At 70.7% G+C, this 16444-nt stretch carries 17 protein-coding genes; 7 read left to right on the forward strand and 10 right to left on the reverse strand.

Translation table 11 applies throughout. The annotated features are described in order from the left end of the window. Positions 1-2: 2 nt before the first annotated feature. A complete protein-coding gene (locus tag OG214_RS07040) occupies positions 3-1370 on the reverse strand; it encodes a dihydrolipoyl dehydrogenase family protein (RefSeq protein WP_405984194.1) in 1368 nt (455 codons plus the stop codon). Between the two features lie 239 nt (positions 1371-1609). On the opposite strand from OG214_RS07040, the gene OG214_RS07045 reads away from it, so the two are divergent. From OG214_RS07045 to OG214_RS07055, 3 genes are all read left to right on the forward strand, one after another. Next, positions 1610-2188, forward strand: coding sequence for a Dps family protein (locus tag OG214_RS07045; protein ID WP_405984195.1), 579 nt, complete (start codon positions 1610-1612; stop codon positions 2186-2188). A gap of 183 nt (positions 2189-2371) precedes the next feature. Beyond that, positions 2372-3241: a LysR family transcriptional regulator gene (locus tag OG214_RS07050; RefSeq protein ID WP_405987446.1), complete on the forward strand. Its 870-nt coding sequence runs from the start codon at positions 2372-2374 to the stop codon at positions 3239-3241. Between the two features lie 438 nt (positions 3242-3679). Next, the gene (locus OG214_RS07055) at positions 3680-4552 is read left to right on the forward strand and encodes an alpha/beta fold hydrolase (RefSeq protein WP_405984196.1); all 873 of its coding nucleotides are present in this window, start codon (positions 3680-3682) and stop codon (positions 4550-4552) included. A gap of 197 nt (positions 4553-4749) precedes the next feature. Here OG214_RS07055 and OG214_RS07060 read toward each other — a convergent pair whose 3' ends face one another. From OG214_RS07060 to OG214_RS07090, 7 genes are all read right to left on the reverse strand, one after another. Then, complete coding sequence (locus tag OG214_RS07060; protein ID WP_405984197.1) at positions 4750-4992, reverse strand: hypothetical protein; 243 nt, start codon at positions 4990-4992, stop codon at positions 4750-4752. 173 nt (positions 4993-5165) lie between these two features. Continuing rightward, complete coding sequence (locus tag OG214_RS07065; RefSeq protein WP_405984198.1) at positions 5166-6017, reverse strand: ABC transporter permease; 852 nt, start codon at positions 6015-6017, stop codon at positions 5166-5168. Between the two features lie 47 nt (positions 6018-6064). Further along, entirely contained in the window at positions 6065-6988 is a 924-nt protein-coding gene (locus OG214_RS07070; protein ID WP_405984199.1) for an ABC transporter ATP-binding protein, read from the reverse strand. Further along, complete coding sequence (locus OG214_RS07075) at positions 6985-7350, reverse strand: transcriptional regulator (RefSeq protein ID WP_363080579.1); 366 nt, start codon at positions 7348-7350, stop codon at positions 6985-6987. The genes OG214_RS07070 and OG214_RS07075 overlap by 4 nt, the downstream gene beginning before the upstream one ends. Continuing rightward, the gene (locus OG214_RS07080) at positions 7347-7859 is read right to left on the reverse strand and encodes a hypothetical protein (protein ID WP_405984200.1); all 513 of its coding nucleotides are present in this window, start codon (positions 7857-7859) and stop codon (positions 7347-7349) included. The genes OG214_RS07075 and OG214_RS07080 overlap by 4 nt, the downstream gene beginning before the upstream one ends. Positions 7860-8287: 428 nt before the next feature. Beyond that, positions 8288-8893 carry a GNAT family N-acetyltransferase gene (locus tag OG214_RS07085; protein ID WP_405984201.1) on the reverse strand — a complete coding sequence of 202 codons (606 nt, stop codon included), beginning with the start codon at positions 8891-8893 and terminating at the stop codon, positions 8288-8290. After that, the gene (locus OG214_RS07090) at positions 8872-9600 is read right to left on the reverse strand and encodes a DUF2470 domain-containing protein (protein ID WP_405984202.1); all 729 of its coding nucleotides are present in this window, start codon (positions 9598-9600) and stop codon (positions 8872-8874) included. Before OG214_RS07090 ends, OG214_RS07085 begins: the two co-directional genes overlap by 22 nt. A gap of 156 nt (positions 9601-9756) precedes the next feature. On the opposite strand from OG214_RS07090, the gene OG214_RS07095 reads away from it, so the two are divergent. Beyond that, a complete protein-coding gene (locus OG214_RS07095) occupies positions 9757-10203 on the forward strand; it encodes a WD40 repeat domain-containing protein (RefSeq protein ID WP_405987447.1) in 447 nt (148 codons plus the stop codon). A gap of 153 nt (positions 10204-10356) precedes the next feature. Continuing rightward, positions 10357-11880, forward strand: a complete 1524-nt coding sequence (locus tag OG214_RS07100) for an AAA family ATPase (protein WP_405984203.1) — start codon at positions 10357-10359, stop codon at positions 11878-11880. On the opposite strand, the gene OG214_RS07105 is transcribed toward OG214_RS07100, so the two are convergent. Beyond that, complete coding sequence (locus OG214_RS07105) at positions 11862-13316, reverse strand: universal stress protein (protein WP_405987448.1); 1455 nt, start codon at positions 13314-13316, stop codon at positions 11862-11864. The genes OG214_RS07100 and OG214_RS07105 overlap by 19 nt on opposite strands. Before the next feature lie 87 nt (positions 13317-13403). Further along, positions 13404-14384 carry an Acg family FMN-binding oxidoreductase gene (locus tag OG214_RS07110; RefSeq protein WP_405984204.1) on the reverse strand — a complete coding sequence of 327 codons (981 nt, stop codon included), beginning with the start codon at positions 14382-14384 and terminating at the stop codon, positions 13404-13406. A gap of 369 nt (positions 14385-14753) precedes the next feature. Here OG214_RS07110 and OG214_RS07115 point away from each other — a divergent pair, with 369 nt between their 5' ends. Together OG214_RS07115 and OG214_RS07120 are read left to right on the forward strand one after the other, a co-directional pair. Further along, positions 14754-15440, forward strand: a complete 687-nt coding sequence (locus OG214_RS07115; protein ID WP_405984205.1) for a CBS domain-containing protein — start codon at positions 14754-14756, stop codon at positions 15438-15440. After that, entirely contained in the window at positions 15437-16324 is an 888-nt protein-coding gene (locus OG214_RS07120) for a universal stress protein (RefSeq protein ID WP_405984206.1), read from the forward strand. Before OG214_RS07115 ends, OG214_RS07120 begins: the two co-directional genes overlap by 4 nt. Positions 16325-16444: the final 120 nt, after the last annotated feature.

Consider the following 16444-nt stretch of genomic DNA (forward strand, 5'->3'; position numbering starts at 1 on the left):
GTTCAGCGGAGGGCTCCCAGAGCCGCCTCGACCGTCCGGTGGAAGGTCGGATAGGTGTAGATCATGTGCCGGAGCCGGTCGACGGGCACCTCGGCGTGGACGGCCACGTTCAGTCCGTAGAGCACCTCGCCTCCCGCCGGTCCGGCGGAGGTCGCGCCGATCAGCACCCCTCGGTCGGCGTCCTCGACGAGCTTGACGAACCCCTCGCCGCCCGGCCCGTGGATCCAGCCGCGCGTGGAGGAGGCCAGGGACACCACACTCGTACGCACCCGCAGTCCGCGCTCACGGGCCTGACGCTCCGTCATCCCCACTGCCCCGATCTCCGGGTCGGTGAAGGTGACGCGGGGCAGCGCCCGGTAGTCGGCGTCGGGTCCGGGCTGCCCGAGGATGTCCCGGACTGCGATCTCGCCCTGGTACATCGACACATGGGTGAAGGCGCCCCGGCCGGTGATGTCGCCGACCGCCCACAGTCCTTCCCCGGCCCGCATCTGCCCGTCCGTGGGCACGGCTCCCGCCGTCGGATCGAGCCCCACCGTGCCGACCGCCAGCGGGGTCAGGTCGGCGTGGCGTCCGGTGGCGACCAGCAGCCGCTCGGCGCGTATCGGCTCCCCGTCTCCCTCCAGGTCGACGGTGAACTCGCCGCCGTCGTGTCCGACCTGCCGCGCCCGTACACCCGTGAGGACGCTGACACCGTCCGCGCGCAGCGCCCGTGCGGCCAGCTCCCCCGCTTCCGGTTCCTCCTGCGACAGCAGCCGGTCCTGCCCCTCGATCACGGTGACCGCGCACTTGAAGCGGGCGAAGACCTGGGCGAGTTCGACGCCGATGGCGCCGCCGCCGAGGACGACCATCGACACCGGCAGTTCCTTGGCCGCCATGGCGTCCCGGTTGGTCCAGTACGGCGTTCCCTCCAGGCCCGGCACCGGGGGGATCCGGGGCCGGGTACCGGTGGCCAGCACAACACCGCGGCGGGCCTCGAACGTACGGTGCCCGACCGTCACCCGGCGCGGTCCGGCGAGGCGGCCTCTCCCCCGGACGAGCCGGGCGCCCTTGGCCACGAGCCGGTCGGCTGCCACCTGGTCGTTCCAGTCGTCGGTCGCCTCGTGGCGGATACGTCCGGCGACTCTGGTCCAGTCCGGAGTCACGACCGCCTCACCGGCGAGGGCATGGATCCGGCCCGCCTCCGCGAGCAGGTTCCCGGCCCGGATCATGATCTTGCTGGGCACACATCCCCAGTACGGGCACTCGCCTCCGACGAGTTCCGCCTCGACCCCCACCACGTCCAGTCCCGCCTCGGCCAGCGTGCCGGCGGCGTACTCGCCGCCCGGCCCCAGCCCGACGACCACCACATCCGCCTGCTCGTTCGTGCTCATGGGTCTCCTCGTTCCACCCGCTCTCCGGGTATGGACTCTCCCGACCGAGGCTAGGGCGGCCGGACGGCGGCCCGAGTCCGTCGGCGCACGGAGGCTTGCCCGAGAGCGAACGCCGGGCATGAGCACCCGGCACGGTGCGCTGGCGGGCACAAGCGCATGCGCTGCCGGACAACCCGCTCCGCGCTCCCGCGCCTAGCGTCGCCCGGGTACGCACAGCACGGCACTGCGAGAGGCGGACCATGACCACCCATTCCAAGCCGGTGAACGGCAGCCAGCCCTGGCTGCACCAGAAGGGCGAGGTGATCCAGGAATTCGGGACCGTCAAGCAATTCCCGGTCGGTCTGACCTATGAGGCCCGGATGTACTCCTGCCAGCGCCTGAACAAGGTCCTGGCGGACTCGCAGATCCTCTACGGCCTCTACAAGAAGCACCATTGGCTGATGCGCGGCGCGACCTTCTACCAACTGCACCTGGTCCTGGACAAGCACGCGGGAGAGCAGCTCGACATCATCGACACCATCGCCGAGCGCGTCCAGTCCCTGGGCGGCGTCGCGGTGGGAGACCCACGGCATGTCGCGGAGATCACCTCGATCCCGCGCCCCCCGGACGGTGTCGAGGAGGTGCCCGCCATGCTGTCCCGGTTGCTGGAAGCCCACGAGGCCATCCTCATCGACGCCCACGACGCCTCCGCCCGGACAGCCGAGTGGGGTGACGACGGCACCATCGACCTGCTGGTGTCACAGGTGATCAGGACCGGCGAACGGCAGGCGTGGTTCCTGGCCGAGCATCTGGTCGACACACCACTGGTACGCGCCTGACGAATGGCCTCGCCGCGCCGCCCGGACGTCCGCGAGCGGGTGCCGGGCGTACGCGAGCGGGTGTCCGAGGGGGGCATGAGCCGGCAGCGCACGACGACGCCCCGCGTTCCGCATACGATGCGGCGAAGATCGAGGACCGTCGCCTTCGTACCGGACGGAGCGCTACTGGACCGGGAGCGGATGATGGATCTGCGGCAGATGGAGGTCGTCGTCTCGGTTGCGGACGCGGGCGGTTTCACGGCGGCGGCGAGACGGCTGCATGTGGTCCAGTCCGCCGTGTCGGGCACGGTCCGGGCCCTCGAACGGGAGTTGGGCACCCCGCTGTTCGACCGCACCACGCACCGCGTCGCGCTGACCCCGGCCGGAGAGGCGTTCGTACCCGCCGCACGCACGGTGCTCCGGGCCGCCGAACTGGCGCGGGAGGCCGTCGACGCCGTACGGGGACAGCTGCGCGGGCGGGTGACGGTCGGCACCATGCAAGGGGTGTGGGCGGGGCTCCACCACGCTCTCGCCGCGCTACGGGCGGAGCATCCGGGCGTGGTCGTCCATCTGCGGCAGGCGGCGGTCGCCGACATCCGGCAGGCATTGCGCGAGGGCACGGTGGACCTGGCCGTGGTGGCGCTCGACCGTCAGCAGCAGCGGGGGCTGGTGACCAGGCTGCTGTCCCGTGAGGACATGGTGCTGTTGACGTCGTCCCGGCGGGTGCTCGCCGGGACGACGCCGAACGGCGAGGTACGACTCGGCGACGTCGCCCAGCTGCCCCTGGTCGACTTCACACCCGGCTGGGCCATCCGCTACGCGGTCGACCGGGCCTTCCGTGCCGCGGGCATCGACCACGGCACGACGTTCGAGGTCAACGACATCGTCGCGGCGGCCGAACTGGTCCGCAACGACCTGGGGGTCTGCATCATGCCCAGGTCGATCGCGGACCGCTTCCCCGATCTGGCCCAGTACCGCTTCGACCGGCACGCGCCGAACTGGAAGATCATGGTGGTACGGCCTCCCGGTGACGCACCCCCGGCGGTCGCCGCGCTGCTGCGGCACATCATCTGACGGCGACCGGGACACCTGTCGGCCGTCCACGCCGTCACAACACCGAACGTTTTCCTCATCACCGTCACTCGGGATCCGTCACCCGGGATCCGTCACCCGGGTACGGCCGCCGCCTTCCGTGCGCTGTTGGTACAGCGGTCGTACACACACGGGCGACTGCCACCCGCACAGCGGCTTTAGCGTGAAAGCGACGGCGCCGGAGCACTTCGCGTGTGATCCGGGTCGTCCCGCCGGCAGGACCGGCGTAACGGCGAATAGCCACGGCATGGAGCGCGCTGCCTCTCAGCGCCCTCCCCGGGAAACACCGTTCCGTCGTCGCACCGTCCTGGTGTGTCACGTCCTGGCCGTGCCTCATCCCGTACCCGCGCCGATGACACATCGGTGCTCGGTGACCTCGATCAAACGGCCCGTCACAGGGCCGCCGAAAGGACCTCCATCATGCGATTCCGAGGAATACGACCGAGAAAGTCCCGCGCGCTGGCCGCCGCGTGCGCCCTGGCCATCGCCGGGGTGGGAGTGTCGGCCACCCAGGTGGTCGCGCAGGCCACCACCGTGAAGGACCACGGTCCCAAGCCGACGATCGTGCTCGTACACGGTGCGTGGGCGGACGCGTCGAGCTGGAACCCGGTGATCAGCCGCCTCCAGCAAGACGGCTACACCGTCGCCGCCCCGCCCAACCCGCTGCGCGGTGTCGACCACGACGCGCAGACCCTGAAGAACTACCTGGCCACCATCAAGGGTCCGGTCGTCCTGGTGGGCCACTCCTACGGCGGCATGGTCATCACCAACGCCGCCGCGGGCAACCCCAATGTCAAGGCGCTGGTCTACGACAACGCCTACATCCCCGCCCAGGGCGAGACCGTGTTCGAGATCAACGCCGCCAAGCCCGGTTCGTGTGTCACCGCCGACCCGTCGGCGTTCCTGAACCTGGTGCCCTACCCGGGCTCTCCCCAGGGTGACTTCGACGCCTACCTCAAGGTCGAGGCCAATGGCGTCTACCAGGGATTCGCGGACTGCTTCGCGAACGGTGTCCCCCGCGACCAGGCCCGGCTCCTGGCGGCCGGCCAGCGCCCCTTCGCGGTCAGCGCCGGATCCGAGCCCTCCGGTACGCCCGCGTGGAAGACCATCCCGTCCTGGGCGGTGGTCGGTACCGCCGACCACGTCATCCCGCCGGCCGAGCAGCTGGCCATGGCCACCCGCGCGAAGGCTCACATCACCAAGGTCAACGCCGGTCACCTGTCCCTGATCACCCGGCCCGGCGCGGTGACCGACGTCATCCGCGACGCCGCCCGAGCGGCCGTCCGCTCCTGACCCAGTCGCGTATCGCCGACGGGGCGGCGCCGATACGTGTACGCGAGGAGCCGGACTCCGACGAGACGGGGCCCGGCTCCTCACGGATTCCGCCGCGCCGTTCCGGCTGACCGGCCTGCCCCGGCGAGCAGGCCGCGGCGGCAGCCCTCACATGCCCGGCAGCATCCGCCGGACAAGCATCCACCGGACAAAAGCCACTAGCGGCGGGGTCTTGAGGGTTCCTCGTCGATGCCGAGGTCGGCCTCGACGTCGTAGCCTACGGGCTGGTGCCCCGCCATGGGATGAGCGATATCGGCACCGAGGTCGAAGGCGGCGGTCTCGGCGGCCTCGGCGAGCACCTCCTCCTCGCGACGCCGAGCAGCCTGCTCATGGTGCTCGGTCAAGCGCTCGACAATGCCATGGATGCCGTGATGGTGGTGGGGCCGCTCGGATTCACTCATGCCGCAATCATCGAGCGACGACAGAATATTTCACAACGAATCATGCGTGAACGACCGGTGACGAGGCACCAGAGCCTGCGCAAGCGGCGCCGAGCGTCAGCAGACCAGCCGATATCCGAGGCTGCGTCTGCGTCTGCGTCTGCGTCTGCGTCTGCGTCTGCGTCTGCATGGATCTACGCGGGCAGCGCGCCGTTCTGTGCCGCCTTGCGGTGCCGCGCGGACAGGCGGGAGCCGGACTCGCGGCGGGCGGCGCGGCGCAGGAGGGGCACCGCGAGGAGGAACCCGAGGACCGTCCAGGCGGTCAGGACCAGGGCGACCATGGGCAGTTCCCAGGAACCGGCCGCCTCGGCGGTCCGTGCCGTGTCGGGGAGCAGCGCCGAACGCAGGCCCTGTGCCATCCACTTGAGCGGGAAGACCGCGGCCACCTGCTGGACCGGCACGGGCAGCGAGGTGATCGGGAACACCGTTCCTGAGGTGAACAGGAGCCCCATCGTCGGCAGCATGATCAACGCCAGCGCCTCGCGGGGGTTGGGCAGTACCGCTCCTACGGCCGCGCCCAGCGGTACGACGGCGAGCAGCCCGAGCGTGGTGACCCACAGCAGTGTCAGCCAGTCGCCCGGCCCGTGCGGCAGTGGCCCGTCCACCAGCAGCGCCGCGGCCGCCAGAAGCAGGGCCAGGGTGGAGACCGCCACGACGACCACCAGCATGCACTTGGCGACGAGGTAGGCCGGTATCCCGCCGGGCGTGGCGCGCAGCCGCAGCAGGGCGCCCTCCTCCCGCTCGGCCACGAGCATCTGCGGGAGGCTGATCAGCCCGATCTGGAACAGCAGGTAGGCGGCGAAGCCCGCCAGCATCAGATGGGCCATCGGGGTCCGGGTGCCGGGCACGTCGTCGCTGACGTAGGCGGCGACGAGCAGCGCGACGACCACGTTGGTCACGTGGCCGGACATCTCCTTGCCGTTGCGCAGGAGGTGCCGCAGCTCGATGCCGCCACGCTGGAGCCCGGCACGCCAACTGTTCGTCATGGGCGTCTTCTTGGGTGTCTTCACTGGTGTCTTCACTGGTGTCTTCCTCATGCGGCCCGTGCCTCCTCGTCCGCGTCGCCGTCCGTGCCGTCGTCCGTGCCCTCGGCCTCCCGGTGCACCATGTGCAGGTAGGTGTCCTCCAGCGTCGGGCGGCGGACCTCCAGGCCGGCGATCGGACCGTCCGCGTGCTGGTGGAGTTCCCAGACGAGCCGCGAGGGGTCCCCGGTGCGTTCGCGACGGGACGTCCCGTCGCCGGCCGTCCAGCGGACCTCGGCACGGGCGGCGGCCCGCCGGGCCAGTTCCACGGGCGTGCCGCAGGCCCGGATCCGGCCGCCGACCAGCATGGCGATCCGGTCGGCGAGCCGCTCGGCCTCCACCAGGTCGTGGGTGGTGAGCAGGACGGTGACGCCCTCGTCGCGGGCCAGCCGTTCGACCAGGGCGTGGAACTCGTGCCGCGCCTCCGGGTCGAAGCCGGTGGTCGGCTCGTCCAGGAAGAGCAGTTCGGGGCGGCCTACGATGCCGAGCGCGACGTCCAGCCGCCGGCGCTGGCCGCCGGACAGCCGGCCCACCTGCCGGCCGGCCTGGTCGGTGAGGCCGACCAGGGCCAGCAGTTCGGCCGGGTCGCGCGGGTCGGGGTAGTACATGGCGAAGTGCGTGAGCAGCTCGGCGACCCGCCAGCGGCGGTGGTCGCGCCAGGACTGCAGGACCAGTCCGATCCGGCCGCGCCACGCGTCGTCGCCCCGCTCCGGGTCCGTACCGAGAACGCTCACCTCACCGGCGGTACGCCGGCGGAAGCCCTCCAGGATTTCGACGGTGGTGGTCTTCCCGGCACCGTTGGGTCCGAGCAACGCGAAGACCTCGCCGCGGTGGATGTCCAGGTCGACGCCGTGCAGGACGTCGATGTCGCCGTACGTCATCGTCACGTCGCGCGCGTGGACGACGGGCTGGGCGTGTGTGTGCTTCGGCGTCATCGTCCTGCCCCCGAGTGATGTCGCTGTCGTGGTGGTGTTTCGGGCGGTGTTTCCGCCTCCGCCAGGGGACCGGCGCCCTCGACGATCGCCCGGAGCGCCGCGACGTGCCCCTCGAAGGCGGTGCGGCCGTGGTCCGTCAGCCGTACCCTGGTGCGCCGCTTGCGGCCGCCGCCGTCCTTGTGGAGCTCCAGATATCCGGCCTCCTCCAGGGTGTGCAGCTGTTTGGAGAGCGCGGAGTCGCTGAGCGAGAGGCTGTCGCGGACGAACGCGAAGTCCGCCCATTCGGTGGCGGCGAGCAGCGCGACCACCGACAGCCGGGTGGCGGGGTGGATCAGCTCGTCGAAGCCGGCGGGAATGCTCATCGGTCCGCCCCCGCGCCCGCGTTGGCGGCCTGTGTGCCGCGGTCCCGTGCCGACCCGGCCGCCCAGCGGCCCGTCGGCCCGACGAACAGCACGAACACCGTCGCCGAGACCGTGGCCTGGATCAGACTGCCGGGCATTGGCTCCAGCGAATCGACCAGACGGCCGGACAGCAGGGTCGTCCCGCCGGTCACCACCGCCCCCGCGACGAAGGTGCCGAACATCCGCGGGGTGCACCGGGTGCGGTGCAGGCGCACCCGGCTCCGGCGGTTGTGGAGCACGGCCACCATGCTCAGCAGCGCGGCGTACAAGGCCATGACCAGCCCCACGCCCCACCCGGGCAGGTCCAGACCCAGACCGGCCAGGAAGAGCCACATGAGCGCGGCCGTGGCCCAGGTGGTGCCCCAGCCGCCCGCGGCGAACCGCTCGACCTCGTCGTACACCCGCTCCTGCGGCACTCGGATGCGCTGCAGATCTCTCCATGCCTGTTCGGCATCCACCGGCGTGCTCACGTCTCTTGCCCTCCCGTCCCCGCTTTTACTTTCCTACAAGGAAAGCTACCTTTGACTTTCCTCATAGGCAAGTTGGCGGTCCCGCCGGTACCGGCACCGGCGCGACCGGGAAGAGGACGCCGGGCATGTCCGCACAACGGCCAGGCAAGCTGGGGCGCCTCGGCCCCAGGCACCCGGCGCGCCCGGCACCCGGCACCCGGCGCGCCCGGCACCCGGCCTCACCATCGGACACGACCGCGCCGTCCTGCGCCGCCGATGCGACCGCACACTCCACTGGAACACACTCAACACTTGACCGCCCCAAACGCTTGACCGCCCCTCGCCTGACGGGCGCCGACCACGGACCGGCAGTCCCCTGGACCAGGTCGCCCGGCCTTGTCCTCGACCACTCGCCCCCGCTTCGGTGCCGCGCACCCGGACAGGCCGGCTCACTCCCGTCGGCAGGTCTCGACGCATCGGGAGAGGACCGTCGATCCTCGGCGTGGGTCGAGTGTGGCCAGCCAAGCGGCAGGTGCGGTGCTCGCGTCGCAGATATGGAAAGCATGTCGCAGGAACAGCTCACCGCTACCGGTCGTCGCGGTGAATACGGACCGAGGTCCGGCTTCGGAGAGAACCGCCCGCAGCAGGGCCGAGCCGACGCCGCGCCTTTGACTACCGGGGGCAACACAAAAGTTGTAGACGACCGCAGCGGTTCGACCGACGTCCGACCACGCGACCCCCGAAGGATTCCGATACATGGGCGATCGCGCCGGGTAGTAGCGCAGCGCCACACAGCCCTCAATGGTTCCCGTCGCCGTCGCGGCGACGAGGAAGTGCTCGGCATGGCGAGCGTAGTGACCTTCCGGGCGTTCTCGCAGCGCGCCACTGTGGACGAACGTCGCTGACAACCGGTGCAGGGTCCGGGCGTCCGCCGGTGTGGCGGTCCGCACCACGGGCCGGCCGAGGCGGTGATCAAATTCGGGCACAGCCGGGGTCAATGGCTTCTCGCTCTCGCGGTCAGCCGACAGTCGCGTCACGAGTGTTCGAAGCGGCACCGGTGCGAGTTGTCCCGGAGCCGGGAAAGGAGCTGCGCGACCCGGACGCCGATATCGTCCGCGTTCCGGGCCGGCGAAGAGAACGTGAGCCGCACGTCCTGGTGCTGCCGGGCGTACTCGCAGCGCAGGACGAGCCCGTAGCGGTCCAGCGCGAGTGGACGGAGGTGGACAACGCCCTGCAGGACATTCCGGTCGACGAGTCTGCTCAGCCGGGCAACCACATCGCCGTGGTCCCGGTCGAGATGAGTGAGCAGCGCCGCTTCTTCGATGGCCAACGGGTCGGGACGCGCGATGGTCAGTTCGTCGAGACCGACGCTCGCGGTTCTGCCGTCCCGTTCGATGGCGGCACGGGCCATGTCCAGGCGGAGGACAAGCACCTTGGGCGCGTCCTGGATCTCGGCCGGGGTGAGACGGCCCGCGAGGGTGACGCGAGACCGGACCCGGTCGCGGACCGGGACAGGGGCGAGGTCGGTGAACTCGATCAGACTCGTGAGGGCACCACGCGGGGCGAGCACGGCCTCGTCGGCGAGCAGGCTCTCCGAGGGAACGCGCAGCCGCAGCGTTCCGCCACTGTCAACGGTGTGCATGGATATCAAGTCGTAGCCGTTGCCGTCGGTCGTGAGACTCAAGGAGTCGGAACGCGTCATAACCGAACGGATCCGCTCGGCGTCGGTGGGTCCGGCCGCCCGGACGTCTGCAAGAGCCATCAACACTCCTTAGGTTAGCCTAGCCTAAGTTAGCATCGCTCGGCAGATATATCCCTACTGACACAGAGAAGTTGCCCGCGCGGTCGGACAGACACCGATGGCCTGACGATCTATGCGGCCGCGCGGAGAGATGGCGTCGGACCGCTCCTCAACGCGCTGGCACTCAGCCCGGACGGGGACACACCGGCCACCGGTGGTTCCGACGGGACGGTCCGGCTGTGGGACGCGGCCACCGGCGCCGCGGGCGCCGCCTTCGGCGACAATATCGGGGCGGTCCACTCCGTGGTGTTCACCCCGGACGGCCATTCCGTCGCTGCCGGGAGCTACGACGGCACGGTACGGGTGTGGGACGTGACCACGGGCCGGATACGGGCCACTCTCACCGCTCACACCGGCGCGGTGACCGTCATGGCGTTCGCCCGCGACGGCCGGACACCGGTGACCGGCAGCGAGGACGGGACGGTCCGGCTGTGGAAGGTGTTCTTCCCCGGCCCCGAGGAGACGGCCACGGCCATATGCGAGGCCGTCGCCCGCGACCTCACCCGGCAGGAACGCGCAACCTACCTGCCCGGCTGGGCGACCGGACCAGCGTGCACGTCGTGAAGGCGCTTCCTCCGGCGCCGACGCCGGGAAGCGGGGTCAGCGACGATGGCGGCTGGGCCCATCAGGTGATTCATATCCGGTCACGGGGAGGTCCAACCACGGTGCGGGTATTCGTCAGATGGTGTCTCGGGGCATCTCGCGGAGGAGGCAGTGGTGTCATCGAACCGCGAGGTATTCCGCGCCGGCGGTGGGTCCCGCGCGGAATTGTCCGAGACGCATACCGCGGTCGTGGTGTTCATCGACGAGCACGCCTACAAGGTCAAGAAGGCCGTCGACCTCGGCTTCCTCGACTTCAGTACGCCGGCCGCCCGTCTCGCGGCGTGCGAGCGGGAGGTCCGGCTCAACCGCCGTTTCGCGCCCGACGTGTACGAGGGTGTCGCCGAGGTCCACCTGCCGTGGGGCGGCCGGCCGGAACCGGTCGTGGTGATGAGCCGTATGCCTCCCGGCAGCCGGCTGGCACACCGTGTGGGCATCGGAGCTCCGGTGGACGACGATCTGCGCGGGATCGCCCGCCTGCTCGCGACTTGCCACGCCGACTCGCCACGCAGCCCCGTGATCTCCCACGAGGGCACCCGTGACGCGTTGCGCGCCCGTTGGGAGGCGAGCTTCGAGCAGGTCCACGGACTCAGCGGCCAGCCTCCTCCGAGCGGCATGGCGGAGATCGAACGCCTGGTCCGGCGCTATCTCGACGGCAGGCGGAACATCTTCGACGCCCGTATCGGGGAAGGCCGTGTGGTGGACGGGCACGGCGATCTGCGGGCCGAGGACATCTTCTGCCTCGACGACGGCCCCCGTGTTCTGGACTGCCTGGAATTCGACGACACCCTGCGTTACGTCGACGGCCTCGACGACGCCGCGTTCCTCACCATGGATCTGGAACACCTGGGGGCGCCCGACGCCGCCGCGTACTTCCTCGCGCGCTACAGCGAGTTCTCCGGCGATCCCGCTCCGCCGTCCCTGCGTCACCACTACGTCGCCTACCGCGCTTTCGTCCGGGCGAAGGTCTCGCTCTTCCAGGCCGCGCAAGGGAGTGCCGTGGCCCGGTCGGACGCGGAACGGCTCGCGCGTCTCACCCTGCGGCACCTGCGGACCTCGGCGGTACGGCTCGTCCTGGTCGGTGGTCTCCCCGCGAGCGGGAAGTCCACCCTGGCCGGCGCGCTCGCCGACCGGCTGGGTCTCACCCTGCTGAGCAGCGACCGGCTCCGGAAAGAACTGGCCGGTATCCCGCCGGAACAACCCGCACCCGCCGAGTACGGGAAAGGCGCGTACACCCCCGAGTGGACACGGCGTACGTACGAAGAGCTGATCGACCGGGCCTCGGCCCTGCTGTCCCTGGGAGAGTCCGTGGTGCTCGACGCCACATGGACGGACCGTACATGGCGGAACATGGCCGCCGAGATGGCCCGGGACCGCAGCGCGGATCTGGTGCCACTGCGCTGTGAGGTACCGCCGGGTCTGACGGCCCGCCGGCTCGCCGACCGCCCTCCAGGACCTTCCGACGCCGGTCCCGGCGTGGCCGAAGCGATGGCCGCGGCGGCGGATCCGTGGACCGAGGCGGTCAGGGTCGATACGAGCGGAAGGCTGGAGTCCGCGGTGGAGCGGGCGGTGGAGGTGGTACGCCCGGACGGCGCGGAGCGGACGAGGATCTTCCGGCGTCCCTACATGGAACCCGGCTGACCGCCCCTGGCGGGGCCTATCCGACGGCCCGTCATCCGGGCGGGGAAGATCGCGAGCCACAGCCGACGGCTGTCGCCCGCCCAGGGAGTGGTGTAGGCCTGCTGGTCCAGTCCGCGCGCCGCGGCGTCTCCCGTCACGGCACGCGCGGTACCGACGACATTGACACTCCAGCCCTGGCACACCGCGTCGTCGACATGGTCGACCTCGAAGACGACCTCGTGTTCGGCGGCAGCCGCCGCGGCGGTGCCCGGGGCCGTCCTGTACGCCACCGAGCCGTCTCCCGCCACGACATAGTTGACGGGAACGACAGCGGGACCGTTGTGCGTGTTCACGGCCACCCGGCCGACACCGTGCGTCGAGAGGAGGGCACGACACTCTGCGGTGCTCAACATCGCGAACTCGGGCTCCGACGCGGGCTGGGGCTCCGACGCGGGCTGGGATTCGGACCTGGACGGATCCTTCCGGGTTCGATTCTTCATGGCCGACACCGTTCCTCGGTCTTCTCCGGCTTCTCCGGCTTCTCCGGCTTCTCCGGCTTCTCCGGCTTCTCCGTCCGCCGCGCGGTCGGTGGCCGGGACCACCGCGACCGGGCAGGCGGCGTGGTGCAGCATCGCGTGATTGACACGGCCGAGCTGGAGACCGACGGCGGCGTGCCGCCGCTTCGCGCCGACGACCAGCAGGTCGGCACTTGTCGCCTCCTCAAGGAGTGTCTGGTGTGCCGTGCCCTGGACGAGCTTGCGCTGTACGACGACGTCGGAGTACTCGTCGTCCACAGCCCCCAGGACCTGGTCCAGGTACTCGTCGGCCTCCTGCCGGTACGCCTCCGCCTGGTCTCCGCCGATCATCTGGCACGGCGTGATCTCGTAGGCCGGACAGCGCCAGGCACGTACCGCGAGGAGTTCACAGCCCCTCAGCCGCGCCTCGCGAAGGGCGAAGCGCGCGGCTGCGGTGCTTCCGGTGGAATTCCCGACGCCGAGGACCACACGGCGGCAGGCGGACCCCCGGTTGGTCTCCTGGCCGCGGACCACGACCACGGGACAGCGGGCCCTGGCCGCGACGGCCAGACTCACGGATCCGAGAAGCATGGTCTTCACCGGGCCGCGTCCGCGGGATCCCAGTATCAGAACGGAGGCGTCCGGTACTGCTCGCAGCAGCGCCGTCACCGGGTCCTCCGCCTGGATGTCGGTGGACACCTTCACATCGGGGGCGAGCCGGTGCACACGCTCCTCGGCCGTGGCGACGACGTTCTCCGCGAATATCCGCTCGGAGGGGCGATCGGTGTCAAGTCCCGTGAGGGGTGCTTCGTAGTGTTCCCACAACGAGGCATGGACCAGTCGCAGCGGCAGGCCGGAACGCGCCGCCTCGGCTGCCGCCCAGTCGACCGCCTCAAGGCTGGCTTCGGATCCGTCCACTCCCACGACCATGGGAAGTTCCATGGCTGCCACCGCCTCTCCTCGTTGTTCTCGTTGGTCGCGTCGTTCGCGTCATTCGCGTCGTTCTTCGGAGCGCCAGTCAGTCGCCGGTCAGTCGCCGATCGTCAGTACGTCCCGTACCGGGCGGCGTGGGGTCCGGGGGCCGCGAGGGCCGTAGCCCAGGCGCAGGACCATCTGTACATGTCCGGAGCCCGACACCGGATCGCGGAGCAGCCAGCGCAGTTCCGGCCGTTCAAGTGCCTGAGTGGCGGGTGTACCGGACAGTCCGCGCAGTGTGGCGAGGAGGAGTACGCGTTCCATCGCCTGTCCCGCGCGCAGCCAGTCGCCGGGCCCGTTCCCCGGAGTGCTCAGCAAGGACAGCTGGGGCCGGTCCTCGAAGTCCACCATCGGTCTGCCGGGCACCACGCCGCTGCCCGCGAAGTCGCGCACCGGAGCCCTGCCGCCCCTCTCGCGCGGTCCGAAGGCGTAGTCGGGGACTCCGTCGGCGTGTGAATCGGACGCGGCGTTCCAGGTCCAACGGTGCAGCTCGGCCTCCCTTCCGGGGGACATTCGGCTGTATCCCTCGGCGTCTCGGATCAGATCCACGACGAACTGGAGGTGCGGGCCGGTGAGGAAGACGAGTTCGGCGCCTTCCTGCCCGGCGGCTCCGGCAAGCGCGCGCCGGACCTCCTCCGGCAACTCCTGGTCCGAGAAGGGCTGACGGCTGGTGTGCCTCTCCAGGATCGCCGGGTACAACGCGCGAAGTCCGTCGTCCGGTGCCTCGGTCGCGGTCACGGTCACGGTCGCCGCGGATTCGAGTCGTACGGTCGCCAGCAGTACGGGATCACGGGGGTCGGGCAGCACAGTCGTCACCGGGCGGAGCTCCTGGTGGACGGCCGCGACCCGGAGGTTCAGCAGTGCGGCACCGCAGCCCATGTGCAGACCGGCCAGGGTGGGATCGGAGTCCGGCAAGGCACGGTCGAGGTCCGCGGAGAGGGCGAGGGTCCGGCTCTCCGGGGTGTAGTGGAAACGCCAGGGCTGAGCGTTGTGCATGGAAGGCGCGGCCGCGGCCTCGGCGACCAGGCCGCTCACCGTCGTTTCGTCAAGCGTGGGTGACCACACGACTGCTCCCGATTGGGTGACTGCTCCCCCGCTGGGGTGATACCCGTTTCTCTCCGACCTCCCGTTTCTCTCCGACCTCCCGCCAGCCTGCCGCCGCGGTCGAGTCGGCGGCAGGGGCCGTACGGCCCTGTCCCGGGGCCCGTCGGCCTGAAGGCAGGGCCCATCGGCCCTGGGTGGGGGCCGGTCCCCCCGTTCCCGCCATGAGGGGCCGAGTGGCTCATGGCGTCCGGCGGTGGGGCCGGAGACGGTGGAGGAGAGGAGATATGGCCGTGCCCTTGCGGTCATGGCCATGAGAAACGGTCACCCCTGAGAAACGGCCACAAAGGGAGCAGTGAGGACATGGACCACCGCAGCATCAGTGAGCTGATGACCCACAACGTGGTGAGTGTGCGACCCGACACCCCTTTCAAGGAGATCGCCAGGACATTGGCGGACCACGACATCAGCGCCGTACCCGTGGTTGACACCGCGGGCCGTCCGGTCGGCCTGGTGTCGGAAGCGGATCTGCTGCGCAAGGCGGCGGGACGGTCCGATCTGTCGGGCCGGACACCGCTGCCGGACCTGGAGGCGTGGGAACGCGCTCGTGTCGAGGGCAGCACCGCCGGGGAGATCATGTCCGCCCCGGTGGTCTGCGCGCACCCCGACTGGACCGTTGTGGAGGCCGCCCGTCTCATGGCGGTGCAGAACGTCAAGCGTCTGCCCGTGGTGGACGAGACGGACACACTGCGCGGCATCGTCAGCCGCGCCGACCTGCTCAGGGTGTTTCTGCGGCAGGACCACGCCATCCGGGACGAGATCGCACACGATGTCCTGGCCGGAACGCTCGGCCTGGCGCCGGGGGCGGTCACGGCCGATGTCAAGGAGGGCGAAGTCGCCCTGCACGGCACGGTGGAGGACGGCCGCCTGGTGCCCGTACTGCTACGGCTGTGCCGCAGTGTGGACGGTGTCGTGTCGGTCTCCGAGGATCTGAGGCAACCGGTGTGGGACACCGGCGCCTCCGGTCCTGGCCGCGGAGCGTCGTCGTGACACCGGTCGTCACCGTCGGACTGGACGGCACCCCCGAGTCGCTGTCCGCCGTCCGCTGGGCGGCGCGGGAGGCGGAGTTGCGGCAGGCGACGCTGCGTCTGCTGCACGCGTGGGTACTGCTGTCCGTCGAACCCGGCGGGGCCGTCCGGGAGAGCGATCAGAACTACTGGGCGGAACGGATCATGGCGGAGGCTCTGCGTACCGTCACCGAGCGCCACCCGGATCTGTCCGTCGTCGAGGACTTGGTCGCCCAGGACCCGGTGAGCGCGCTGCTCGCGGCGGCGCGGGAGTCGGACGCGCTGGTGCTCGGTTCCCAGGACATGGCCCCCATGGCCAGCTACTTCCTCGGCCAAGCGGGTCTGCATGTGGTGGCGGGAGCCGACGGCCCCGTGGTTCTCGTGCGCGCCGGGGACGACCGGGATGACACCGCGTCCGTGGTCGAGGGACGTGATGTGGTGATGGGACTGAGTCTGCACGGTCCCTGCGACGCTCTGGTCGAGTTCGCCTTCGACAGCGCGGCGCGGCGCGGGGTCACCCTGCGGGCCGTCCACGGCAGGAACCTCCCGCCGCCCGCTTTCACTCACGGCGGCGGCGCCGACCCGTACACCCCGGGGACAGTGGCCGGGAGGGCGGCGCGGGAGGCGCGTGAGGAACTGGCCGGGGCGCTGCGGCCCTGGCGGGAGAAGTACCCGAAGGTGTGCGTGGAGGACACGGTGTGGGTGGAAAGTGCGGCGCGGACGGTTGTCCGGAGCGCGGCCGGAGCCGGGCTGCTGGTGATCGGCCGCCGGAGGACCCGGCCCGCGCTCTCCCCCCGGGTCGGACATGTCCTGTCGGCGTCCTTGCATCACGCGCCGTGCCCCGTGGCCGTCGTCCCCCACGACTGAGCTCCCGGGCCGAACGGGCCGACGGGCTGTACGAGCGAGCAGGCCGTACGAGCGAGCAGGTAGGCGGCCGGGCCGAACGGGTCGGCGGGTCCCCATGCCCAACGGGCCGACGGGTCCCTG

Origin of the sequence: Streptomyces sp. NBC_00872 (assembly GCF_045161915.1) — a bacterium.
In the GTDB taxonomy this organism is placed as follows: domain Bacteria; phylum Actinomycetota; class Actinomycetes; order Streptomycetales; family Streptomycetaceae; genus Streptomyces.

What these genes read in the sequence shown, in the direction of transcription:
- OG214_RS07040 (WP_405984194.1), bottom strand. Translation starts at nt 1,370, where the DNA reads ATGAGCACGAACGAGCAGGCGGATGTGGTGGTCGTCGGGCTGGGGCCG.
- OG214_RS07045 (WP_405984195.1), top strand. Translation starts at nt 1,610, where the DNA reads ATGACCACCCATTCCAAGCCGGTGAACGGCAGCCAGCCCTGGCTGCAC.
- OG214_RS07050 (WP_405987446.1), top strand. Translation starts at nt 2,372, where the DNA reads ATGGATCTGCGGCAGATGGAGGTCGTCGTCTCGGTTGCGGACGCGGGC.
- OG214_RS07055 (WP_405984196.1), top strand. Translation starts at nt 3,680, where the DNA reads ATGCGATTCCGAGGAATACGACCGAGAAAGTCCCGCGCGCTGGCCGCC.
- OG214_RS07060 (WP_405984197.1), bottom strand. Translation starts at nt 4,992, where the DNA reads ATGAGTGAATCCGAGCGGCCCCACCACCATCACGGCATCCATGGCATT.
- OG214_RS07065 (WP_405984198.1), bottom strand. Translation starts at nt 6,017, where the DNA reads ATGACGAACAGTTGGCGTGCCGGGCTCCAGCGTGGCGGCATCGAGCTG.
- OG214_RS07070 (WP_405984199.1), bottom strand. Translation starts at nt 6,988, where the DNA reads ATGACGCCGAAGCACACACACGCCCAGCCCGTCGTCCACGCGCGCGAC.
- OG214_RS07075 (WP_363080579.1), bottom strand. Translation starts at nt 7,350, where the DNA reads ATGAGCATTCCCGCCGGCTTCGACGAGCTGATCCACCCCGCCACCCGG.
- OG214_RS07090 (WP_405984202.1), bottom strand. Translation starts at nt 9,600, where the DNA reads ATGGCTCTTGCAGACGTCCGGGCGGCCGGACCCACCGACGCCGAGCGG.
- OG214_RS07105 (WP_405987448.1), bottom strand. Translation starts at nt 13,316, where the DNA reads ATGGAACTTCCCATGGTCGTGGGAGTGGACGGATCCGAAGCCAGCCTT.
- OG214_RS07115 (WP_405984205.1), top strand. Translation starts at nt 14,754, where the DNA reads ATGGACCACCGCAGCATCAGTGAGCTGATGACCCACAACGTGGTGAGT.